A 17,682-nucleotide genomic window follows, 5' to 3' on the forward strand; every position below is an offset into this window, starting at 1 on the left:
CCGATCAGGCGGGCCACCGAATGCTTCTCCATGAACTCGGACATGTCGATGCGCACCATCGCGTTGTCGTCGTCGAACAGGAACTCGGCCACGGCCTTGGTCAGCTCGGTCTTGCCCACGCCGGTCGGCCCGAGAAACAGGAACGACCCAAGCGGACGGTTCTCGTCGTTCAGACCGGCACGCGCCCGTCGCACCGCGTTTGCAACCGCCTTGACCGCCTGATCCTGGCCGATGACCCGCTTGTGCAGACCGTCCTCCATGCGGAGCAGTTTGTCGCGCTCGCCTTCGAGCATCTTGGACGTGGGAATCCCTGTCCAGCGCTCGACCACACCTGCGATCTGTTCGGGGCGCACGGCTTCTTCGACCATCACGTCATCATCCGAATTCTCGGCCTCGGACAGTTGCTTTGCAAGCTGCGGGATGACGCCATAAGACAGCTCGCCCGCCTTGGCGAGGTTGCCTTCGCGCTTGGCGATCTCAAGCTCGGCCCGCGCACGGTCCAACTGCTCTTTGACATCCCTTGCCGAAGCCAGCTTGTCACGTTCTGCCTGCCACTTGGCGGTCATTTCGGACGACTGTTCCTGGAGATCCGCCAGATCCTTTTCCAGCTTTGCAAGCCGGTCCTTGGAGGCCTGATCGTCCTCCAGTCGCAGCGCCTCGACCTCGATCTGCTTTTGCAGGATGTCGCGGTCCAGCGCGTCCAGTTCTTCTGGCTTGCTGTCGACTTCCATCCGCAGACGTGCCGCCGCCTCGTCCATCAGGTCGATCGCCTTGTCCGGCAGGAACCGATCGGTGATATAGCGATGCGACAGGGTCGCGGCAGCCACCAGAGCGCTGTCCGAGATCCGCACACCATGGTGCAGTTCGTACTTTTCCTTGATACCGCGCAGGATCGAAATCGTGTCCTCGACCGTCGGCTCCTGCACCATCACGGGCTGGAACCGGCGCGCCAATGCCGCATCCTTTTCGACGTGCTTGCGGTATTCGTCGAGCGTGGTGGCACCGACACAGTGCAACTCTCCCCGCGCCAGCGCAGGCTTGAGCAGGTTGGACGCATCCATCGCGCCATCGGCCTTGCCCGCGCCCACAAGCGTGTGCATTTCGTCGATGAACAGGATGATTTCACCCGCAGCCGAGGTCACTTCGGAGAGGATGCCCTTGAGGCGCTCCTCGAATTCACCGCGATATTTCGCACCGGCGATCAGCGCGCCCATGTCCAACGCCAGAAGCCGTTTGTTGCGCAGGCTTTCCGGCACGTCACCGTCGATGATGCGCAAAGCAAGACCTTCGGCAATCGCGGTTTTACCCACACCGGGTTCCCCGATCAGAACGGGGTTGTTCTTGGTCCGGCGGCTGAGCACCTGCATCGCGCGGCGGATCTCGTCATCCCGACCGATGATCGGGTCGATCTTGCCTTCGCGCGCCCTTTCGGTGAGGTCGAGAGTGAACTTCTTGAGCGCCTCGTACTGGTCTTCGGCGCTCGCGCTGTCGGCGGTCCGCCCCTTGCGAATATCGTTGATGGCCGTGTTCAGCGCCTGTGCGTTCACCGCGCCAGCCTCCAAGGCCTCTTTCGCCGGGCTTTTCACCATCGCCAGGGCCATGAGGATTCGCTCCACCGGGACAAAACTGTCCCCGGCCTTCTTGGCAATCTTTTCCGCCTCGTCGAGCACCTTGCCTGTTGCGCTGTCCAGATAGACCTGACCGGCGTCGCCGGACACCTGGGGGATTTTCGCAAGCTTTCCGTTCAACGCCTGCGTGACGCGTTCGGGCGCACCGCCCGCGCGTTGAATGAGGTTGGTCGCCAACCCCTGTTCGTCGTCCAGCAAGGCCTTGAGAATATGTTCCGGCGCAAGCCTCTGGTGGCTTTCCCGCATGGCAATGGTCTGGGCAGCCTGAATGAAGCCGCGCGACCGTTCCGTGAACTTCTCCAAGTTCATGGCATTCTCCTTCTGTTAAGCACCCCATCCTCCGGCAACGCCCGTTCGCGGCGCGTCCCCTCGGGGCCTTCAGCATCAAAAATGGGGGCTGCGGGACCCCCATTCAAGAGCTTGTGAACGCTTACTCCTGCGCTTCTTCGAGAATCGTTTCGTTGTCCTGATACTCGGGGCCCGAAGGTGTCGGGCCGCCTGATCGATCGACGTCAGGATCGTCCGCAACGTCGGTGTCGACATCCGTTGCTTCGCTGGTAGCCAGCGGGTCGGTCTCGATCTGTTGCGGTTCCGGCGCGACCGGACCTCCTGACGGCCGTCCGATCAGGACCATGACCGCGACCAGGATGACGAATCCGATGGGGATCAGGGCATACATGTATCTTCGCATCATTCTTCCTCCGGGGCTTGAACAACCCCTGTTTGATTGCTGACCGTGCCGTCTTCGGGCGAAACGACTTGGCCGGGTTCCAGCAGACGTCTGTCCTCGTCCGCAACCGTGTCATCCTCGCCGCTGCCCTCGATGCCCGTCAGGTCGGTGGCGTCGGTACTGCCGTCAAGCATTTGCCCGTCCTCGCGTTCCACCGGGAAATTCTGCTCCAACACGGATGCCGCTCCATCCGGGTTGCTGCCTGCCCCTGTCGGGTTTTCCAGAACGCCCTCCATATCAGGGGTCGTATTGGAATAGGGTGCGGGACCGAATTGCCAGATGACCAGGACCAGAAGGGCAACCACAACCACGAGGATTGCGGCGGGACGCAGAAATCTTGCCCTGCCTTGCGGGTCTGTGCTCTTTGCCATGGGTCTCTCCTTTTTCGGTAAATCAACGATTTTCGGCATGTGTTGTTCCTTGACCCAAGCGCACATGCCTGTAAGACGAAGCGGCTTTGCAAAAGGGATCGCCACCGTGCCAGATGACCGCCTGATCGTTGCCCTGGACGTGCCGAATGCCGTGGCCGGGCTTGAGCTTGCCGGCAGGCTGGGCGACGCGGTCTCGTTCTACAAGATCGGGCTGGGCATGCTCACCGGAGGCGGGCTGGCGCTGGCCAACGAATTGAAACACGAACATGGCAAGCGCATTTTCCTCGACATGAAGCTCTTTGACATCGGCGCAACCGTGGAAGCCGCCGTGCGCGGGCTGGCGCAGTTCGATCTGGATTTCCTGACCGTGCATGGCGACCCCCATGTGGTGCGCGCGGCAAAGGAAGGCGCTGCCGGGTCGGATCTGAGGATTCTCGCGGTGACGATCCTGACCTCGCTCGAGCGCAGCGATCTCGACGACAGCCTGATCCGCAGCGGTGCCATTCCCGATCTGGTGGCCGAGCGCGCCGGGCGCGCCTTCGAGGCCGGCGCGGATGGCGTGATCTCGTCCCCGAACGAAGCGGCCATGATCCGCGCCCTGCCGGATGCCGAAGGCCGCCTGATCGTGACCCCGGGCGTGCGCCCGGTCGGTGCCGACATGGGAGACCAGAAGCGCGTCGCGACCCCGGCGAATGCCGTGAAGAACGGTGTCGATCATATCGTTGTCGGTCGGCCGGTCTGGCAATCGCCGGATCCACGCGCCGCCGCACAGGCGATCGTCGCCGAGATGCGGTCGCCGCAGGCGGTTCAGCCGAACGTCTGAACCAGATACCGACGCACCATGATGGCAAAATGCGGAATCGCCTCGGGATGCCGCGTATAATCTTCTGCCCGCATCAGCGACCAGCCTTGCCCCTCTGATCCGAAAACGATCAGGTCTTCGGCCTCGGCGGGCAAATGGGCGGCGAAGAACACGCCACGCCCATAGCGTTCGCACCAGACAAGATCGCGGTCCTGCAAGGACAGGCCGATTTCCTCGGCTGTCTCGCGCAGCACGCAGGCTTGCGGGCTTTCTTCACCGTCGCGCCCGCCCCCGGGCAGATCAAGCCGACCGGGCCACGGGATATCCGCCCTGTCATCGCGGCGAAGCACGACGATGCGGTCCCCGATGAACAGGATCAGTTTCGCCCCGCCAAACGCCTGCATGTACGGACCCTTTTGTCTGCCCCGCGCCGGGTGTATCTTGTCATCGCCTGTTCGGATACCCAACACATGCCTGCCCTGTGCCGCGATTGCCTGACCGAATTCGACGCCGGAGCGCGCTGCCCCGTGTGCCGCAGTCCGCGTGTCGTTGCGCATCCCGAACTTTGCGACCTGAGTATCGCGCATATGGATTGCGACGCGTTCTATGCCTCGGTGGAAAAGCGCGACAATCCCGACCTGGCCGACAAGCCGGTGATCATCGGCGGCGGGCGGCGCGGTGTCGTGTCCACCGCCTGCTATGTCGCCCGGATCAAGGGGGTCCGGTCCGCCATGCCGATGTTCAAGGCGCTTCAGCTTTGCCCCGACGCGGTGATCGTGAAACCGCGCATGGACGCCTATGTCGAAGCGTCGCGCTCGATCCGGAAGTTGATGGAGGAACTGACCCCGTCGATCGAGCCGCTGTCGCTGGACGAGGCCTTCATCGACCTGACCGGCACCGCGCGGCTGCATGGCCATCCCCCTGCGGTGATGCTGGCGCGGCTGGTCAAGCGCATGCGGGACGAACTGAACCTCTCCGGCTCGATCGGCCTGAGCCACAACAAGTTCCTTGCCAAGATCGCCTCTGATCTGGACAAGCCGCGCGGGTTTTCGGTCATCGGTCGTGCCGAAACCCAGACGTTTCTGCGGCCGAAATCGGTGCGCATGATCTGGGGCGTCGGCACGGCCACGCAGGACGCGCTTGACCGGTCGGGCATCCGCACGTTCGACGATCTGCTGCGCTGGGACCTGGATGATCTGACCCATCGCTTCGGCAGCATGGGTCACCGCCTCTGGCATCTGGCGCGCGGCCAGGACCAGCGGCGCGTCTCCGCCCACAGCCCGATGAAGTCGATCTCGAACGAAACCACCTTCCACGAAGACACAAACGATCCCGACCTGCTCGACGGTCATCTCTGGCGGATGTGCGAAAAGGTCTCGGACCGGGCCAAGGCCAAGGGTCTGGCCGGGCGCGTCGTGACCCTCAAGCTCAAGAAGTCGAACTTCAGCCTGTTGACCAAGCGCCTCTCCCTGACAGATCCGACCCAGATCGCCGACCGCATCTATCGCACCGCGCGAAGGCTGTTCGATCAGGTTGGAGACCAGGGCCCCTACCGCCTTTTGGGTGTCGGCATCAGCGACCTCGGCACGGCAGAGGGCGCGGATGTCTCGGGCGACCTGCTCGACCCGAACGGGATCAAGCGCGCGCAGGCGGAACGGGCGACCGACGCGATCCGCGAAAAATTCGGCCCGGACGCAATCCTCAAGGGCCGCGCCCTGCGCTGAATCTCACATCAACTGGTTTTCCTCGTCTGTGGCGGAAATTCCGAACGCATCCAGACCCGCTTCGAGGTTGTCGGCAAGGTGCGGCGTTCCGATGAGGTAATCCGCCGTCGGGGTTGTCGCTTCGTTCACGGCGGTCTGGTACGCCTCGTCCCATTCCTCGGCTTCGAAGGCCCCGCGCCCGATCCACATGACCGCGACAAGCGCCGCCTGTTCCTCTTCGTCCATCCGATCGACGAAGCCGCGCAGCTCGCCCTCGGCCCGATCAAGCTCGCGCGCCATCACGATGACGGCCGCCACCTTGTTTGCGGTGATATGTTCCATGTCGATTCTCCCATGTCGTCGAGGATAACATGGGCCGGAAAGGAATCTTTGACTTTGATCTTACGCAAACAGCCGATAGTAGAGCCAGTCTGGCAGGAACTGGCTGCCGCGAAAGACCAAGGAAAAAAGGCCGGGAAAGCTGCGCTTGAACGCATCCGAATTCATGTGCTCGAAAAATTCACGGGCGGCTGCGTCGGGCTCCATGATGAACGGCATCCGGAAATCGTTCTTGTCTGTCAGACGTGTCTTGACGAACCCCGGATTGACCAGCTGGACCCTGACATTCGTCCTGTGCAGATCGGCATGAAGCGACTCTGCCAACGTCATGACCCCCGCCTTTGATGAGGTGTAGGCAGCGGCACCGGGAAGCCCGCGAAACCCGGAGAGCGACCCTGTCAGAACGATATGGCCAGAATCGCGTTCAACAAACTTGGGGACCACCGCCCCCATCAGTCGCATTGCGCCGGTATAATTGATATCCGCCATGGCGATGGCCTGTTCGGCATCCCAATCCTTGGCACCGAAGGGCCAGTAGACACCGGCAAGCTGAACCACCCCATCGATCTCGCCAACAGCTTCTGCCGCGGATGTGACCGAAGCTGCATCCGAAACATCGACCGGGACAACCTGCGCGCGCCCCGGAAGCGCATCCGCCAATGCTGTCAGCTTGTCTTCGCTGCGGGCAGACAGCACAAGCTCGACGCCAGCCGCGCTCATCTTGTGCGCCAGCGCCTCGCCGAGACCTTCGCTTGCCCCGACCAACCAGTATCGTTTGCCCGCCCAATCGCTCACACTGCTTCCTTCCTGCGCATCGTGGCCACCAGTTCGGCCACCTTGATTCCATATTTGCGAAACTGACTGCGATTCACGATGGTTCCATTCGGAGCAAGGTACATCCAGTCCGTCGTGTCCAGCACATGACCGCCCTGCGAGTCGGGCAACTTGTACTTGTACTTGAGCCGCACCGTCGGGCCGCTTTGAACGCCAAGACCCTCGCCGACCACGTCCGACGCCAAGGCGCGGATATGCCCGTCATTGCCTAGCGTCAGCTTCCACTCCCGCAGCACCTCTTCGCCGTTGTCATAGGTGAATCTCTCGGTCATCACACCCTTGTTGCCGTTCCATTCGGCAAGGAAGTCACCGACAAAGCGCGATGTCACACGCCCGGTCGGACCATAGATCACACCTTCGCAAACGATCGGGCCGTTCAGATGCATGCGCAGATCGAAAGGCTCTCCATGTGCCGTCGCATAATCTGACGGGGTCTGGCCATAAAAACCGAAATACCGGTTCTTCAGATACCCGAGGACGAGCATCGCGCTTGCTCCGAGAAATACGAGAAAGACAGTCTCCATGACGTCATTCCTTTCCAATCGGTGTCGCGACAAGAAGTCCGATCGCCACCAGTTTCAAAGCGCAGGGCACCCCCGCGTAGAGCAATGTCAGTGTCGTGAGCGCCGCGTCGCTGTTTTGCGCACCCGAGACGAAACCGCTGGCTTCGAGAATGGGCAGCAGCGCAATCGCAGCGAAGGCCAGAGTGAGCTTGGACACGAACCCCCAAAGGGCGAATCCCTCGGACGCCTCTGGTGCGATCCGTTCCATCCGGCGCGCAAACACCGCCGGGAGCAGAGTCAGATCGGCCCCGACCGCGGCTCCGGAAGCCAGGCAGATCAGCGCGAACCAGACGGTGTCCCCGCTCCCCAGCATCATGGCGAAACTGAAGGCGATGATCGCCAGGACCATCGCGGCCAGCAATGCGTTCTTGGCACCGATCCGTTCGGCCACGATTCCCCAGATGGGCGCAGCCGCGGCAGCTGCCACGAAGAACAGAAGCAGCAGCGGCCCTTCCCAGCCCGGCGCATCCAGGCGGCTTTCGACGAAGAACAGAAACAATGTCGAACTCACCGCAACCGGCGCCGCGTTCACCAGGGCAATCAGCAAGAGCCGACGCGAGATCTGGTCTCGCAGGATGATCCCGAAGCCGGCAGAGGGTTCGGTTGTTGTTCCGCGCCATTCATTGTGCATCGCGAGACCTGCGATCAGGCAGGCCAGCGCAAACGCCACAGCGTAGGCCACGAATTCAGGCCAGGCGATGGCAAGAAAGATCGACGGCATTACCGACGCGACACAGACCCCGAGCAAAGCCCCGGTCTCGCGCCATCGGGCGACCGTTAGATGTCCCGCGTCCCCACTCAGCGATCTGGCCTTCTGCACGCCGCGCGCATAGAAATTGATCGTCAGGAAACTGAAGGCCGAAAACACCAGCGTCAGCATGACCGCGAACCACAGGATCGGGTTGGTGGGTGGGGTGACGGCGAACAGGCCCAGCATCGCGGCCCCCATGATCGCCAGCGTCACGCCGACTGCCAGTCCCTGATAGCGCCGCACGGCGACCGCCAGCTTGCCCAGAAGCGGATCCTGCACCACATCAAGCAACCGAAGCCCGAACAGGACCGAGCCCAGCGCGGCAAGGCTGACCCCGTATTCATCGACATAGAACTTGGGCGCGTGGATGTAGATCGGCAAACCTGCCGCCGCGAGAACCGCCGCAAAGACAGCGTATCCGCCCAGTTTCTGCCGATCTGCAAGCATTACTGGCTGACTTCGTCCAGCGGCGGCTCGGGCCGCGTCCGATAGCGCGCCCCCTTCCACCACAGCTTCAGGGCCTGCCAGTGAATCAGCGCCAGCACCCGGCGAGACCCAAGCGGACGACGCAACAAGGATCGCAGGATGGACCTGTTGCTGATCGCCTTGCGCGGCCCGGTGAGTGTCGCGATGAGGCCCCCCGATGCCTGCGAATAATCGATCCAGATCCCGATCTTGTCCGGACGGATATCGAACCGGAACTCGTACCCGCCGTCGACCGGCTGAAAAGGCGAGACATGGAAAATCTTGGTCGCCTGCAACCGGTCCGAGGATCCGATCGGGGAATTGTCGCGCTTGCGGCACAGGTATGAATGCCGGTCGCCAAAGGTGTTCGACACCTCGGCGATCACTGCCACGAGGTTGTCTTTTTCATCATGCGCCAGCCAGAACGACACCGGGTTGAACACATGGCCAAGGAACCGGGGTTGCGCCAGCAGCATCAGCCGCCCGCGCGACCGCACCTGATGCGCCTCGAGAACGTCGCGCGCCCATGCGGCCCCGCGCCCTTCGCCCGGCGCGCCGCCGTGATCGCTGTCCTGAAGGCTCGCCACATTGCCCTTGTTGCGCGAAAACAGCCACGGCGTCTTCGGCTTGGCTTCGGCATCCAGCATCACGTAGTCGATGGAATAGCGAAACGCGTTTTCAGTGCTGCCCTTGCGACCGTGATAGGTGTGGCCGACGATATGATCGACCACCCTCATTCTGCCGCCACCGCCACGGCGTTGCGCGCCCGGATCGCCTCGACAACATCCACGGCGCTGCCCAACCCGTCCTCATGAAACCCGTTCTTCATCCAGGCGCCACAGAACCAGGTGCGATGGGTGCCGTTCATGTCGCGCAAGGTCTCCTGGGCGGCCAGCGCCTCAAGGTCGTAGACCGGATGGCGCAGAGTGCATTCGTCGTAGATCAGGTCTTCGCGGATCGGGCGCGTGGTGTTCAGCGTCACGAAATGCGGATCGCTTTCCGGGATCGGCTGAAGGCTGTTCATCCAGTAGGTCAGGTCGATGGTGTTCAGCTCTTTGGCGGCACTTTCGGTATAGTTCCAGGACGACCAGCAGACGCGCCGTTTCGGCATGATGCTCGCGTCGGCATGCAGCACGACGCGGTTGGGCTGGTACCTGATCGCGCCAAGCGCGCTTTTCTCAAGCCCTGTGGCATCGGACAAGAGCCGCAGCGTGTCATCGGAATGCGTGGCAAAGACCACCTCGTCGAACTGCTCCCATTCGGCGCCCGTGGCCTTGACCTCGGCCCCCGTCACGCCCCGGCGCACGGCATCTATCGGCGCGCCAAGGCGCAATGTCACACCGCGCGACGTCATCGACGCCTCGAGACGGCGCACATATTCGATGGACCCGCCCTGCACCGTGTACCACTGGTGCTGGCCCGACACCGACAACAGCGCGTGGTTCTCCATGAACTGAACAAGCGCGTGGGCCGGGAAATCCATCACCTTTTCAGTTGGCGTGGACCAGATCGCACCGGTCAGCGGCAGGAGGTAATAGTCGCGGAACCATTCACCGGTGCCAAGCTGGTCGAGAAAGGCGCCAAGGCACAGGCTGCGGTCACGCGTGGCATCCAGCGCATGTTTGTTGAACTTCGCGATATCCGCGAGCATGCGAAGGAACCTCGGATTCACCAGGTTCCGCTTCTGCGCAAAGATCGACCCGACGGTCGCAAGCGCATATTCGATCCGCCCGCCATCGAGGCTGGCGCCAAAGCTCATGTTGCTCTTTGTGACCGGCACATCCAGCGACTTGAACAGCTGCGCGAGGTGCGGATAGTTGGCGTAGTTGAAGACGATGAACCCGGTGTCCACCGGCTGATCGCCGTTCTTCCCCGCGACGATCGTCCTGGCGTGACCGCCAAGGCGCGGCTCGGCTTCGAACAGGGTGACGTGGTGATCTTCGGACAGCATGTGCGCTGCCCCCATTCCCGAAATACCTGCGCCAATCACGGCAATTTTCTTGGGGTCGCTGGCGCGGGCTTCAAACGGCATAGGTGTCTCTCTGTGTGGTGTGTCTAGTTTTGTTTACGCCAATACCCGCCTTTCGGATGACAAAAGAAAAAGAAAACTAACTTTGATCCAAAGCTGTTACCATGGCGTATCTTCCATATGATTTCGAACACTGTTCTTTTACCGGAGTGCGACCCTGCGGCCGTTGCGAACGGTCTGAAAATCAGGGACTCGTGTCGTGAAGTCAGTGACGGAAAGATTGTTTTGAACGACGGAACGCTGAACATTACGACGCCTTGGGTCGACGACCTTCTGGCGGTCCGCGACACGCGGGACGAAGCAGCCTTTATCCGGGTCTTCCAGCATTTTGGCCCGAGGGTCAAAGCGTTCCTGATGCGTACCGGCATGGACGCAGCCCTTGCCGAGGAATGCGCGCAGGAAGTGCTGGTGACGGTATGGAACAAGGCGCATCTTTATGATGCTACACGGGCAAGTCCATCGACATGGATCTTCACCATCGCCCGGAACAAGAAAATCGACGTGTTGCGCAAGCAAAGACGTCCGGAACCCGAAGACCTGCCATGGGGCCCCGAAGCGGAACCCGATCAGGCCGATCTCATCGGGTTGCAACAGGAGAGCGAGCAACTGGGTCGCGCGCTGCGCGACCTTCCGCAAAAACAAAGGGAGCTGATTGAACAAGCCTATTTCGGAGACCTGTCGCACAGCGAAATTGCAGAACGCACAGGCCTGCCTCTGGGCACGATCAAATCACGCATCCGACTGGCGCTGGAACGACTGCGCCACCAAATGAAGTGATGAATGCCATGACCATCAAACACCATCTGCCAGACGAGCTTCTCATGGCCTATTCGGCAGGCGAACTGTCCGAAGCGGTCAACCTGATCGTCGCCACGCATATTTCGCTCTGCGATGACTGCCGCGCCGCGCTTGGCAGCTACGACGCGGTTGGTGGGGCCGTGCTCGATACCTGCGAAAGCGCACCGATGTCAGGCGACAGCCTCGCTTCGGTTCTGAAGCTGATCCATACTCGGGATGACGACGCGCCAGAACAGGAAATCCGCGTTCCGGAAACTGATGGCATCCTGCCGGCCCCGCTGCGAGACTACGTCAAGGGTGGGCTCGACTCCGTTCGTTGGCGCTCTGCCGGGATGGGTGTGAAACACGCGATCCTGCCGACGTCCAAAGACGCGACGGCGCGCCTGCTCTACATCCCCGCCGGCACCGCGATCCCGGATCACAGCCATAACGGTCTTGAACTGACCCTTGTTCTGCAAGGCGCGTTCCAGGACGAAGACGGCTATTTCGGCCGTGGCGATGTCGAAGTGGCAAGCGAAGACCTGCACCATACGCCGGTCGCCGACATTTCCGAAGATTGCATCTGCCTTGCGGTCACCGATGCGCCGCTCAGGTTCAAGGGGCTGATGCCCCGCATCGCGCAGCCGTTCATCGGGATCTGACCCGCATCAACCGGATGCAAAAAGGGGGCCACGCGGCCCCCTTTGTCGTTTCGGCTTAGGCTTTTTTCTTCTTCGGCGGCATCAGGTCGGTGATCGTGCCCTCGAACATCTCGGCGGCGAAATTCACCGTTTCCGACAGCGTCGGGTGCGGGTGGATCGTGTGCCCCAGATCAACCGCATCGGCACCCATCTCGATGGCCAGCGCCACTTCGGAAATCAGATCGCCCGCATTGGTGCCCACGATGCAGGCCCCGATCACCCGGTCATCCGCCGGATCGAACAGGAGCTTGGTGATCCCCTCGTTCCGCCCGTTCGACAAGGACCGCCCAGATGCGGCCCATGGGAACACGCCCTTTTCATAGGTGATGCCCTTGGCCTTGGCCTCGGTCTCGGTCACGCCGCACCACGCCACTTCGGGATCGGTATAGGCGACCGACGGGATCAGTTGCGCATCAAAGAACCGGTTGTGCCCCGCACAGACCTCTGCCGCGACCTTGCCTTCATGCACCGCCTTGTGCGCCAGCATCGGCTGGCCGACCACGTCACCGATGGCAAAGATGTGCGACACACCGGTGCGCTGCTGCTTGTCGACGGCGATGAAACCGCGCTCATCCACGGCAACCCCGGCCTTTTCCGCGTCGATCAGCTTGCCATTCGGCTTGCGCCCCACGGCCACCAGAACCTTGTCGAACGTATCGTCAAAGGTCTCGCCCTTGTCATTCTCGAACGTGACCTTGAGCCCCTTCTTCAGCGCCTCGACATTCGTGACCTTGGTCTTGAGCCAGATGTTCTCGTACCGCCCCTCGATCCGCTTGTGCAGCGGCTTGACGATGTCCTTGTCGGCCCCCGGCATCAGCTGGTCCATGAATTCGACGACCGAGATCTTGGACCCCAGCGCATCATAGACGCAGGCCATTTCCAGACCGATGATCCCACCGCCAAGGACCAGCATCCGCTTCGGAATGTCCTTCAACTCCAAAGCGCCCGTGCTGTCGATCACCCGCTCGTCGTCCTGCGGAATGAACGGCAGGTTCACGGGCTCGGACCCGGCGGCGATGATGCATTGATCAAAGCTGACATTGGTCTTGCCGTCGTCACCGACCACTTCGATCATGTTCGGTCCGGTAAATGTGCCATAGCCCTGAACGACCTGAACCTTGCGGCCCTTCGCAAGGCCACTCAGCCCGCCGGTCAACTGTCCGACAACGCCGTTCTTGAAGTCGCGCAATTCATCCAGATCGATCTTCGGCTTGCCGAAACTGATCCCGTGCGACCCCATTTCCTCGGCCTCGGTGATCACCTTGGCCACATGCAAAAGCGCCTTGGACGGAATACAGCCGACATTGAGGCAGACACCGCCCAGCGACGGATATTTCTCGATCAGGACAACCTTCTTGCCAAGGTCGGCAGCCCGGAACGCCGCTGAATAGCCGCCCGGACCAGAGCCCAGAACCACCACCTCGGCATGGATGTCACCCTTGCCGCTGGCGCTTCCAGTCGCTTCGACCGCTTGCGGTGTATCTGACTGAGGCGGTGATCCGCGCCCACCATAGCCACCCTTGACCTCGCCCCCTTGGCCCGACGCATCCTTGGCCGTCTCTTCCTTGGCGTCCGCGCCTTCGAACACCATGATCACGTCGCCTTCGGAAACCTTGTCACCTTCGCTGACCTTGATCTCGGTGATCTTGCCGGCCGCAGGCGATGGCACTTCCATCGTCGCCTTGTCGGATTCCAGCTCGATCAGCGGGTCTTCCTCGCTGACCGTATCGCCCACGCTGACCAGAACGGTCACGACGGGCACGTCTTTGAAATCCCCGATATCGGGTACTTTGACATCCATCAGATCGCTCCCCTTACCACATCAACTTGCGCATATCGCCGAGCAGGGTCTTGAGCGTCACGCAGAAGCGCGCGGCCAGGGCCCCGTCGACGGCACGGTGATCGTAGGACAGCGACAGAGGCTGCATCAGGCGCGGCACAAACTCCTCGCCATTCCAGACCGGCGCCATCTTGGACCGGGTCAGGCCCAGGATCGCCACTTCGGGCGCATTCACGATGGGGGTAAAGCTGGTGCCCCCGATGCCGCCCAGTGACGAGATCGTAAAGGTCGCGCCCTGCATGTCCTTGGATTTAAGTTCGCCATCGCGGGCCGCCTTGGACAGGGTCATCAGTTCCTTCGAAATCTCGACCAGCCCCTTGCGGTCCGCGTCCTTGATCACCGGAACCATCAGGCCGTTCGGCGTGTCTGCCGCAAAGCCGATATTGTAGAAGTTCTTCTTGATCAGCTTGTCGCCATCCGGGTGGATCGAGCTGTTGAATTCCCAATGTTCCTTGAGCGCCGATACCGAGGCCTTGATCACAAAAGACAACAGCGTCACGCGATAGCCGTTATCCTTGGCCATCGTGTCCATTTCCTTGCGATACTTGTCGAGATCGGTGATGTCCGCCTCGTCATTATGCGTGACATGCGGAATGTTCAGCCATGACCGGTGAAGCGCAGGCCCCGAGATCTTCTTGATCCGGGACATTTCCACGTCTTCGATGGGTCCGAACTTGGAAAAATCCACAGCCGGGATCGGCGGAATACCCATGCCCCCCTGCACGCCACCGCCACTCGCTGCGGCGGGCACGGTCTGGGACTTGAGCGCCTTTTCGACATCTTCGCGCAGGATACGGCCCTTGCGGCCGGACCCGTTCACCTGTGTCAGGTCGATCTCGACCCGACGCGCATAGGCACGCACCGATGGCGAGGCGTGAACCTTGCCAAAGCCCGCATCGGTCTTGGCCGGTGCAGGGGCCGCGGCAGGCGTGTCGGCGGCCTTGGGCGGCGCGCTGCTTTCGGATTTGGCCGGCTCGCTTTTCGGCTCGTCCTTCGGCGCATCTTCGGCGCCCTTGGCCTCGACGATCAGGATCACCGATCCTTCGGACACCTTGTCGCCTTCGCTGACCTTGATCTCCTTCACGACACCGGCGGTCGACGACGGCACTTCCATCGTCGCCTTGTCGGATTCCAATTCGACGATCGGGTCTTCTTCGGCAATCGTGTCACCCACGCTCACCAGAACGGTCACGACGGGCACATCGGTGAAATCACCGATATCCGGCACTTTTACTTCGGTTGTCATAATCTTGTTCTCCTCCCGCTCACACCAGACGCGGGTTCGGCTTGTCGCCGTCGATGTCGTATTTCGTCAAAGCTGTCTTGAGGTCTTTCTCGGTCACCGCACCTTCACGGAAGAGATCGACCATCGCAGCGGCGGCGATGTGGTTCGCGTCCACCTCGAAGAACCGGCGCAGGTTCAGGCGGCTGTCCGACCGGCCATAACCATCGGTGCCCAGAACCGTGAACCGACCCGGCACAAAGCCCCGGATCTGCTCGGCGTAGTTCTTCATGTAGTCGGTCGCCGCGACGATCGGACCTTTCACACTCTCAAGCTGCTGGGTGACATACGGCACTTTCGGCTCGTCCAGCGGGTTCAGCCTGTTCTGACGCGCGCAATCCTGCCCATCTCGGGCAAGCTCGTTCAGCGACGTGGCCGACCAGATATCCGAGGTCACGCCGAAATCTTCCTTCAGCATCTCGGCCGCCTTGATCGCCTGCACAAGGATCGTCCCCGATCCCATCAGGTTGACGTGTTTCTTGCCGGGCTTCGCCGTCTTGTGCATCCGGTACAGACCCTTGATGATGCCCTCTTCGGCGCCCATCGGCATTTCCGGGTGCTGATAATTCTCGTTCATCAGCGTCAGGTAGAAATAGACATCCTCCTGATCCACGAACATCCGCTGCAACCCGTTCTGAACGATCACCGCAACCTCGTAGCTGAAGGTCGGATCATAGCTGATGCAGTTCGGGATCGTGCTGGCCAGGATGTGGCTGTGTCCATCCTCGTGCTGCAAGCCTTCGCCGTTCAGCGTGGTCCGCCCGGCCGTCCCGCCAAGCATGAAGCCCCGTGCCCGACTGTCGCCCGCCGCCCAGCACAGATCGCCGATCCGCTGGAAGCCGAACATCGAGTAGTAGATGAAGAACGGGATCATCGGCACGCCGTGATTGGAATACGACGTCGCCGCCGCGATCCAGTCCGCCATCGCGCCCGCTTCGTTGATGCCCTCCTGAAGCACCTGGCCATCCAGGCTTTCCTTGTAGAACATCATCTGGTCGCGGTCTTCGGGGACATAGTTCTGTCCCAGCGGGTTGTAGATCCCGACAGACCGGAACAGCCCTTCCATCCCGAAGGTGCGGCTTTCATCCGGCACGATCGGCACCACATTCTTGCCGATCTGCTTGTCACGCAGCAGCGTCGTCAGGATACGCACAAACGCCATCGTCGTCGAAATCTCGCGATCGCCCGTGGACTCGAGTTGCCCCTTGAACTTGTCGAGCGCCGGGATCTCCAGCTTGGGCGCATCCTTCCAGTGCCGGACCGGGAACGACCCGCCCAACTCCTTGCGGCGATCCGCGAGATAGGCCTTCTGCGCGTTGTTCAGGCTGACAAAGGGAATGTCCTTTTCAAGCTCCTGATCCGTCACCGGAATCTGGAACCGGTCCCGCATCGCCTTGAGCTGGTCGAGCTGCATCTTCTTCTGCTGGTGCGTGGTATTCTGGCCCTCGCCAGCGGTCCCCATGCCGTACCCCTTGACCGTCTTGACCAAAAGGCAGGTCGGCGTGTTCTTGGCTTTGCTGGCCCGCAGGAAGGCGTTGTAGACCTTCTTCGGGTCATGCCCACCGCGGCGCAGCGCCCAGATCTGGTCGTCGGTCCAGTCTTCGACCAAAGCAGCCGTTTCGGGATACTTTCCGAAGAAATGCTCGCGGATATACGCGCCATCCTTGGATTTGAATGTCTGGTAATCGCCGTCGACGGTCTCGTCCATCAGCTTGCGCAGCATGCCCGACGTGTCGCGTTCCAGCAATTCGTCCCAGCCACGGCCCCACAAGAGCTTGATCACATCCCAACCGGCACCGCGGAAATCGCCCTCGAGTTCCTGAACGATCTTGCCGTTGCCACGCACCGGCCCGTCCAGCCGTTGCAGGTTGCAGTTGATGACGAAGATCAGGTTGTCCAGCCCTTCGCGCGAGGCAAGGTCGATGGCGCCCCGGCTTTCCGGCTCGTCCATCTCTCCATCACCAAGGAAGCACCACACCTTGCGGTCGGCCATGTCGATATGGCCGCGATTGTGCATGTATTTCATGAATCGCGCCTGGTAGATCGCCATGAGCGGCCCCAGACCCATCGAAACGGTGGGAAATTGCCAGTAATCCGGCATCAACCAGGGGTGCGGATAGGAACTCAGCCCGTCGCCGGCAACTTCGGACCGGAAGTTCTCCAACTGCTCGGTGCTGATCCGGCCTTCCATGAAGGACCGGGCGTAGATTCCGGGAATCACATGCCCCTGAAAGAAGACAAGATCGCCGCCATGGATCGCGGACTTGGACCGCCAGAAATGGTTCAGCCCTATATCATAAAGCGCAGCCGACGACGCGAAGGACGCGATATGACCGCCATATTCGCTGCTCACCTTGTTGCGCTTGACCACGGTCGCCATGGCGTTCCAGCGGTTGATCGTGCGGATACGCCATTCCATCTCGATGTCACCCGGAATGTCGACCTCATCATCCGGTGCAATCGTGTTCTGGTAAGGCGTATTCGCCGAAAATGGTAGCTTGGCCCCGTTTGCGCGGGCTTGCTGCACCGCCTTGTCGAGCAGGAAATGCGCGCGATCTGCGCCATCGCGCAGGATGACGTCCTCTATCGCGTCTTGCCATTCCTGGGATTCGACCGGGTCAATATCATTCGGGCTGTCTTTCATATTCCCTCTTCCCTTGGTCAGGCCCTTGGCCAGTAGTTTATCGCTGAACCAATCACGTGCATGCACTATGCTCAACGGTCTCAACGCGCTCCTAACATGCCGGGTTCCCCAGCGGCAGTAAGGCGGATACATACCCTCCATGCGCTAGACGCATGGCAAATTGGTTCAAGCTTAAACAATTTATTCGCGGGCAACCCTGCATATCCGGTCACGTGGCTGCGAT

At 61.3% G+C, this 17,682-nt stretch carries 17 protein-coding genes; 4 read left to right on the plus strand and 13 right to left on the minus strand.

What is annotated here, in order from left to right; all coding sequences use genetic code 11:
* The 3 genes from LCF60_RS15785 to LCF60_RS15795 all read right to left on the minus strand — a co-directional run.
* Nucleotides 1-1,937: Clp protease N-terminal domain-containing protein (locus tag LCF60_RS15785; RefSeq protein WP_292293052.1), on the minus strand; the 1,937-nt coding region annotated here is incomplete at its 3' end.
* 121 nt (nt 1,938-2,058) lie between these two features.
* A complete protein-coding gene (locus tag LCF60_RS15790) occupies nt 2,059-2,322 on the minus strand; it encodes a hypothetical protein (protein ID WP_292293053.1) in 264 nt (87 codons plus the stop codon).
* Entirely contained in the window at nt 2,319-2,729 is a 411-nt protein-coding gene (locus LCF60_RS15795; protein ID WP_292293055.1) for a hypothetical protein, read from the minus strand. Before LCF60_RS15795 ends, LCF60_RS15790 begins: the two co-directional genes overlap by 4 nt.
* 106 nt (nt 2,730-2,835) lie before the next feature.
* Here LCF60_RS15795 and pyrF point away from each other — a divergent pair, with 106 nt between their 5' ends.
* Nucleotides 2,836-3,552 carry an orotidine-5'-phosphate decarboxylase gene (gene pyrF, locus LCF60_RS15800; protein WP_292293057.1) on the plus strand — a complete coding sequence of 239 codons (717 nt, stop codon included), beginning with the start codon at nt 2,836-2,838 and terminating at the stop codon, nt 3,550-3,552.
* On the opposite strand, the gene LCF60_RS15805 is transcribed toward pyrF, so the two are convergent.
* The gene (locus tag LCF60_RS15805) at nt 3,537-3,935 is read right to left on the minus strand and encodes an NUDIX hydrolase (protein ID WP_292293059.1); all 399 of its coding nucleotides are present in this window, start codon (nt 3,933-3,935) and stop codon (nt 3,537-3,539) included. The two genes, pyrF and LCF60_RS15805, sit on opposite strands and share 16 nt — an antisense overlap.
* A gap of 66 nt (nt 3,936-4,001) precedes the next feature.
* Here LCF60_RS15805 and LCF60_RS15810 point away from each other — a divergent pair, with 66 nt between their 5' ends.
* The gene (locus LCF60_RS15810; RefSeq protein ID WP_292293061.1) at nt 4,002-5,255 is read left to right on the plus strand and encodes a DNA polymerase IV; all 1,254 of its coding nucleotides are present in this window, start codon (nt 4,002-4,004) and stop codon (nt 5,253-5,255) included.
* 3 nt (nt 5,256-5,258) lie between these two features.
* On the opposite strand, the gene LCF60_RS15815 is transcribed toward LCF60_RS15810, so the two are convergent.
* The 6 genes from LCF60_RS15815 to LCF60_RS15840 are packed head-to-tail and all read right to left on the minus strand — an operon-like array spanning nt 5,259 to nt 10,218.
* A complete protein-coding gene (locus LCF60_RS15815; RefSeq protein ID WP_292293062.1) occupies nt 5,259-5,576 on the minus strand; it encodes a DUF3775 domain-containing protein in 318 nt (105 codons plus the stop codon).
* Nucleotides 5,577-5,636: 60 nt separating this feature from the next.
* Nucleotides 5,637-6,368 (minus strand): SDR family NAD(P)-dependent oxidoreductase, encoded by a 732-nt coding sequence (locus tag LCF60_RS15820; RefSeq protein ID WP_292293063.1) that lies wholly within the window; start codon nt 6,366-6,368, stop codon nt 5,637-5,639.
* On the minus strand, nt 6,365-6,931 hold the full coding sequence (locus tag LCF60_RS15825) for a DUF3833 family protein (protein ID WP_292293064.1): 567 nt from the start codon (nt 6,929-6,931) through the stop codon (nt 6,365-6,367). The genes LCF60_RS15820 and LCF60_RS15825 overlap by 4 nt, the downstream gene beginning before the upstream one ends.
* Nucleotides 6,932-6,935: 4 nt before the next feature.
* Nucleotides 6,936-8,168 carry an MFS transporter gene (locus tag LCF60_RS15830; RefSeq protein WP_292293065.1) on the minus strand — a complete coding sequence of 411 codons (1,233 nt, stop codon included), beginning with the start codon at nt 8,166-8,168 and terminating at the stop codon, nt 6,936-6,938.
* A complete protein-coding gene (locus LCF60_RS15835) occupies nt 8,168-8,923 on the minus strand; it encodes a DUF1365 domain-containing protein (RefSeq protein ID WP_292293066.1) in 756 nt (251 codons plus the stop codon). The genes LCF60_RS15830 and LCF60_RS15835 overlap by 1 nt, the downstream gene beginning before the upstream one ends.
* Nucleotides 8,920-10,218, minus strand: a complete 1,299-nt coding sequence (locus LCF60_RS15840) for an FAD-dependent oxidoreductase (RefSeq protein WP_292293067.1) — start codon at nt 10,216-10,218, stop codon at nt 8,920-8,922. The genes LCF60_RS15835 and LCF60_RS15840 overlap by 4 nt, the downstream gene beginning before the upstream one ends.
* A gap of 222 nt (nt 10,219-10,440) precedes the next feature.
* Between LCF60_RS15840 and LCF60_RS15845 the strand changes: the two genes are divergently transcribed.
* Together LCF60_RS15845 and LCF60_RS15850 are read left to right on the plus strand one after the other, a co-directional pair.
* Nucleotides 10,441-10,992: a sigma-70 family RNA polymerase sigma factor gene (locus LCF60_RS15845; protein ID WP_292293068.1), complete on the plus strand. Its 552-nt coding sequence runs from the start codon at nt 10,441-10,443 to the stop codon at nt 10,990-10,992.
* Nucleotides 10,993-11,000: 8 nt separating this feature from the next.
* The gene (locus LCF60_RS15850) at nt 11,001-11,654 is read left to right on the plus strand and encodes a ChrR family anti-sigma-E factor (protein ID WP_292293070.1); all 654 of its coding nucleotides are present in this window, start codon (nt 11,001-11,003) and stop codon (nt 11,652-11,654) included.
* A 55-nt stretch (nt 11,655-11,709) separates the two neighbouring features.
* Here LCF60_RS15850 and lpdA read toward each other — a convergent pair whose 3' ends face one another.
* Genes lpdA through aceE form a run of 3 tightly spaced genes read right to left on the minus strand, consistent with a single transcriptional unit; the run spans nt 11,710 to nt 17,459 of the window.
* On the minus strand, nt 11,710-13,494 hold the full coding sequence (gene lpdA / locus LCF60_RS15855) for a dihydrolipoyl dehydrogenase (RefSeq protein ID WP_292293071.1): 1,785 nt from the start codon (nt 13,492-13,494) through the stop codon (nt 11,710-11,712).
* 13 nt (nt 13,495-13,507) lie between these two features.
* Complete coding sequence (gene aceF / locus LCF60_RS15860) at nt 13,508-14,779, minus strand: dihydrolipoyllysine-residue acetyltransferase (protein ID WP_292293072.1); 1,272 nt, start codon at nt 14,777-14,779, stop codon at nt 13,508-13,510.
* Between the two features lie 19 nt (nt 14,780-14,798).
* The gene (gene aceE, locus LCF60_RS15865) at nt 14,799-17,459 is read right to left on the minus strand and encodes a pyruvate dehydrogenase (acetyl-transferring), homodimeric type (protein WP_292293073.1); all 2,661 of its coding nucleotides are present in this window, start codon (nt 17,457-17,459) and stop codon (nt 14,799-14,801) included.
* Nucleotides 17,460-17,682 lie beyond the last annotated feature (223 nt).

Source organism: Marivita sp., from assembly GCF_020055635.1.
Lineage (GTDB): Bacteria > Pseudomonadota > Alphaproteobacteria > Rhodobacterales > Rhodobacteraceae > Marivita.

What these genes read in the sequence shown, in the direction of transcription:
- LCF60_RS15810 (WP_292293061.1), top strand. Translation starts at nt 4,002, where the DNA reads ATGCCTGCCCTGTGCCGCGATTGCCTGACCGAATTCGACGCCGGAGCG.
- LCF60_RS15840 (WP_292293067.1), bottom strand. Translation starts at nt 10,218, where the DNA reads ATGCCGTTTGAAGCCCGCGCCAGCGACCCCAAGAAAATTGCCGTGATT.
- aceF (WP_292293072.1), bottom strand. Translation starts at nt 14,779, where the DNA reads ATGACAACCGAAGTAAAAGTGCCGGATATCGGTGATTTCACCGATGTG.
- LCF60_RS15825 (WP_292293064.1), bottom strand. Translation starts at nt 6,931, where the DNA reads ATGGAGACTGTCTTTCTCGTATTTCTCGGAGCAAGCGCGATGCTCGTC.
- LCF60_RS15830 (WP_292293065.1), bottom strand. Translation starts at nt 8,168, where the DNA reads ATGCTTGCAGATCGGCAGAAACTGGGCGGATACGCTGTCTTTGCGGCG.
- LCF60_RS15790 (WP_292293053.1), bottom strand. Translation starts at nt 2,322, where the DNA reads ATGATGCGAAGATACATGTATGCCCTGATCCCCATCGGATTCGTCATC.
- LCF60_RS15815 (WP_292293062.1), bottom strand. Translation starts at nt 5,576, where the DNA reads ATGGAACATATCACCGCAAACAAGGTGGCGGCCGTCATCGTGATGGCG.
- LCF60_RS15795 (WP_292293055.1), bottom strand. Translation starts at nt 2,729, where the DNA reads ATGGCAAAGAGCACAGACCCGCAAGGCAGGGCAAGATTTCTGCGTCCC.
- LCF60_RS15805 (WP_292293059.1), bottom strand. Translation starts at nt 3,935, where the DNA reads ATGCAGGCGTTTGGCGGGGCGAAACTGATCCTGTTCATCGGGGACCGC.
- LCF60_RS15850 (WP_292293070.1), top strand. Translation starts at nt 11,001, where the DNA reads ATGACCATCAAACACCATCTGCCAGACGAGCTTCTCATGGCCTATTCG.
- aceE (WP_292293073.1), bottom strand. Translation starts at nt 17,459, where the DNA reads ATGAAAGACAGCCCGAATGATATTGACCCGGTCGAATCCCAGGAATGG.
- LCF60_RS15835 (WP_292293066.1), bottom strand. Translation starts at nt 8,923, where the DNA reads ATGAGGGTGGTCGATCATATCGTCGGCCACACCTATCACGGTCGCAAG.
- lpdA (WP_292293071.1), bottom strand. Translation starts at nt 13,494, where the DNA reads ATGGATGTCAAAGTACCCGATATCGGGGATTTCAAAGACGTGCCCGTC.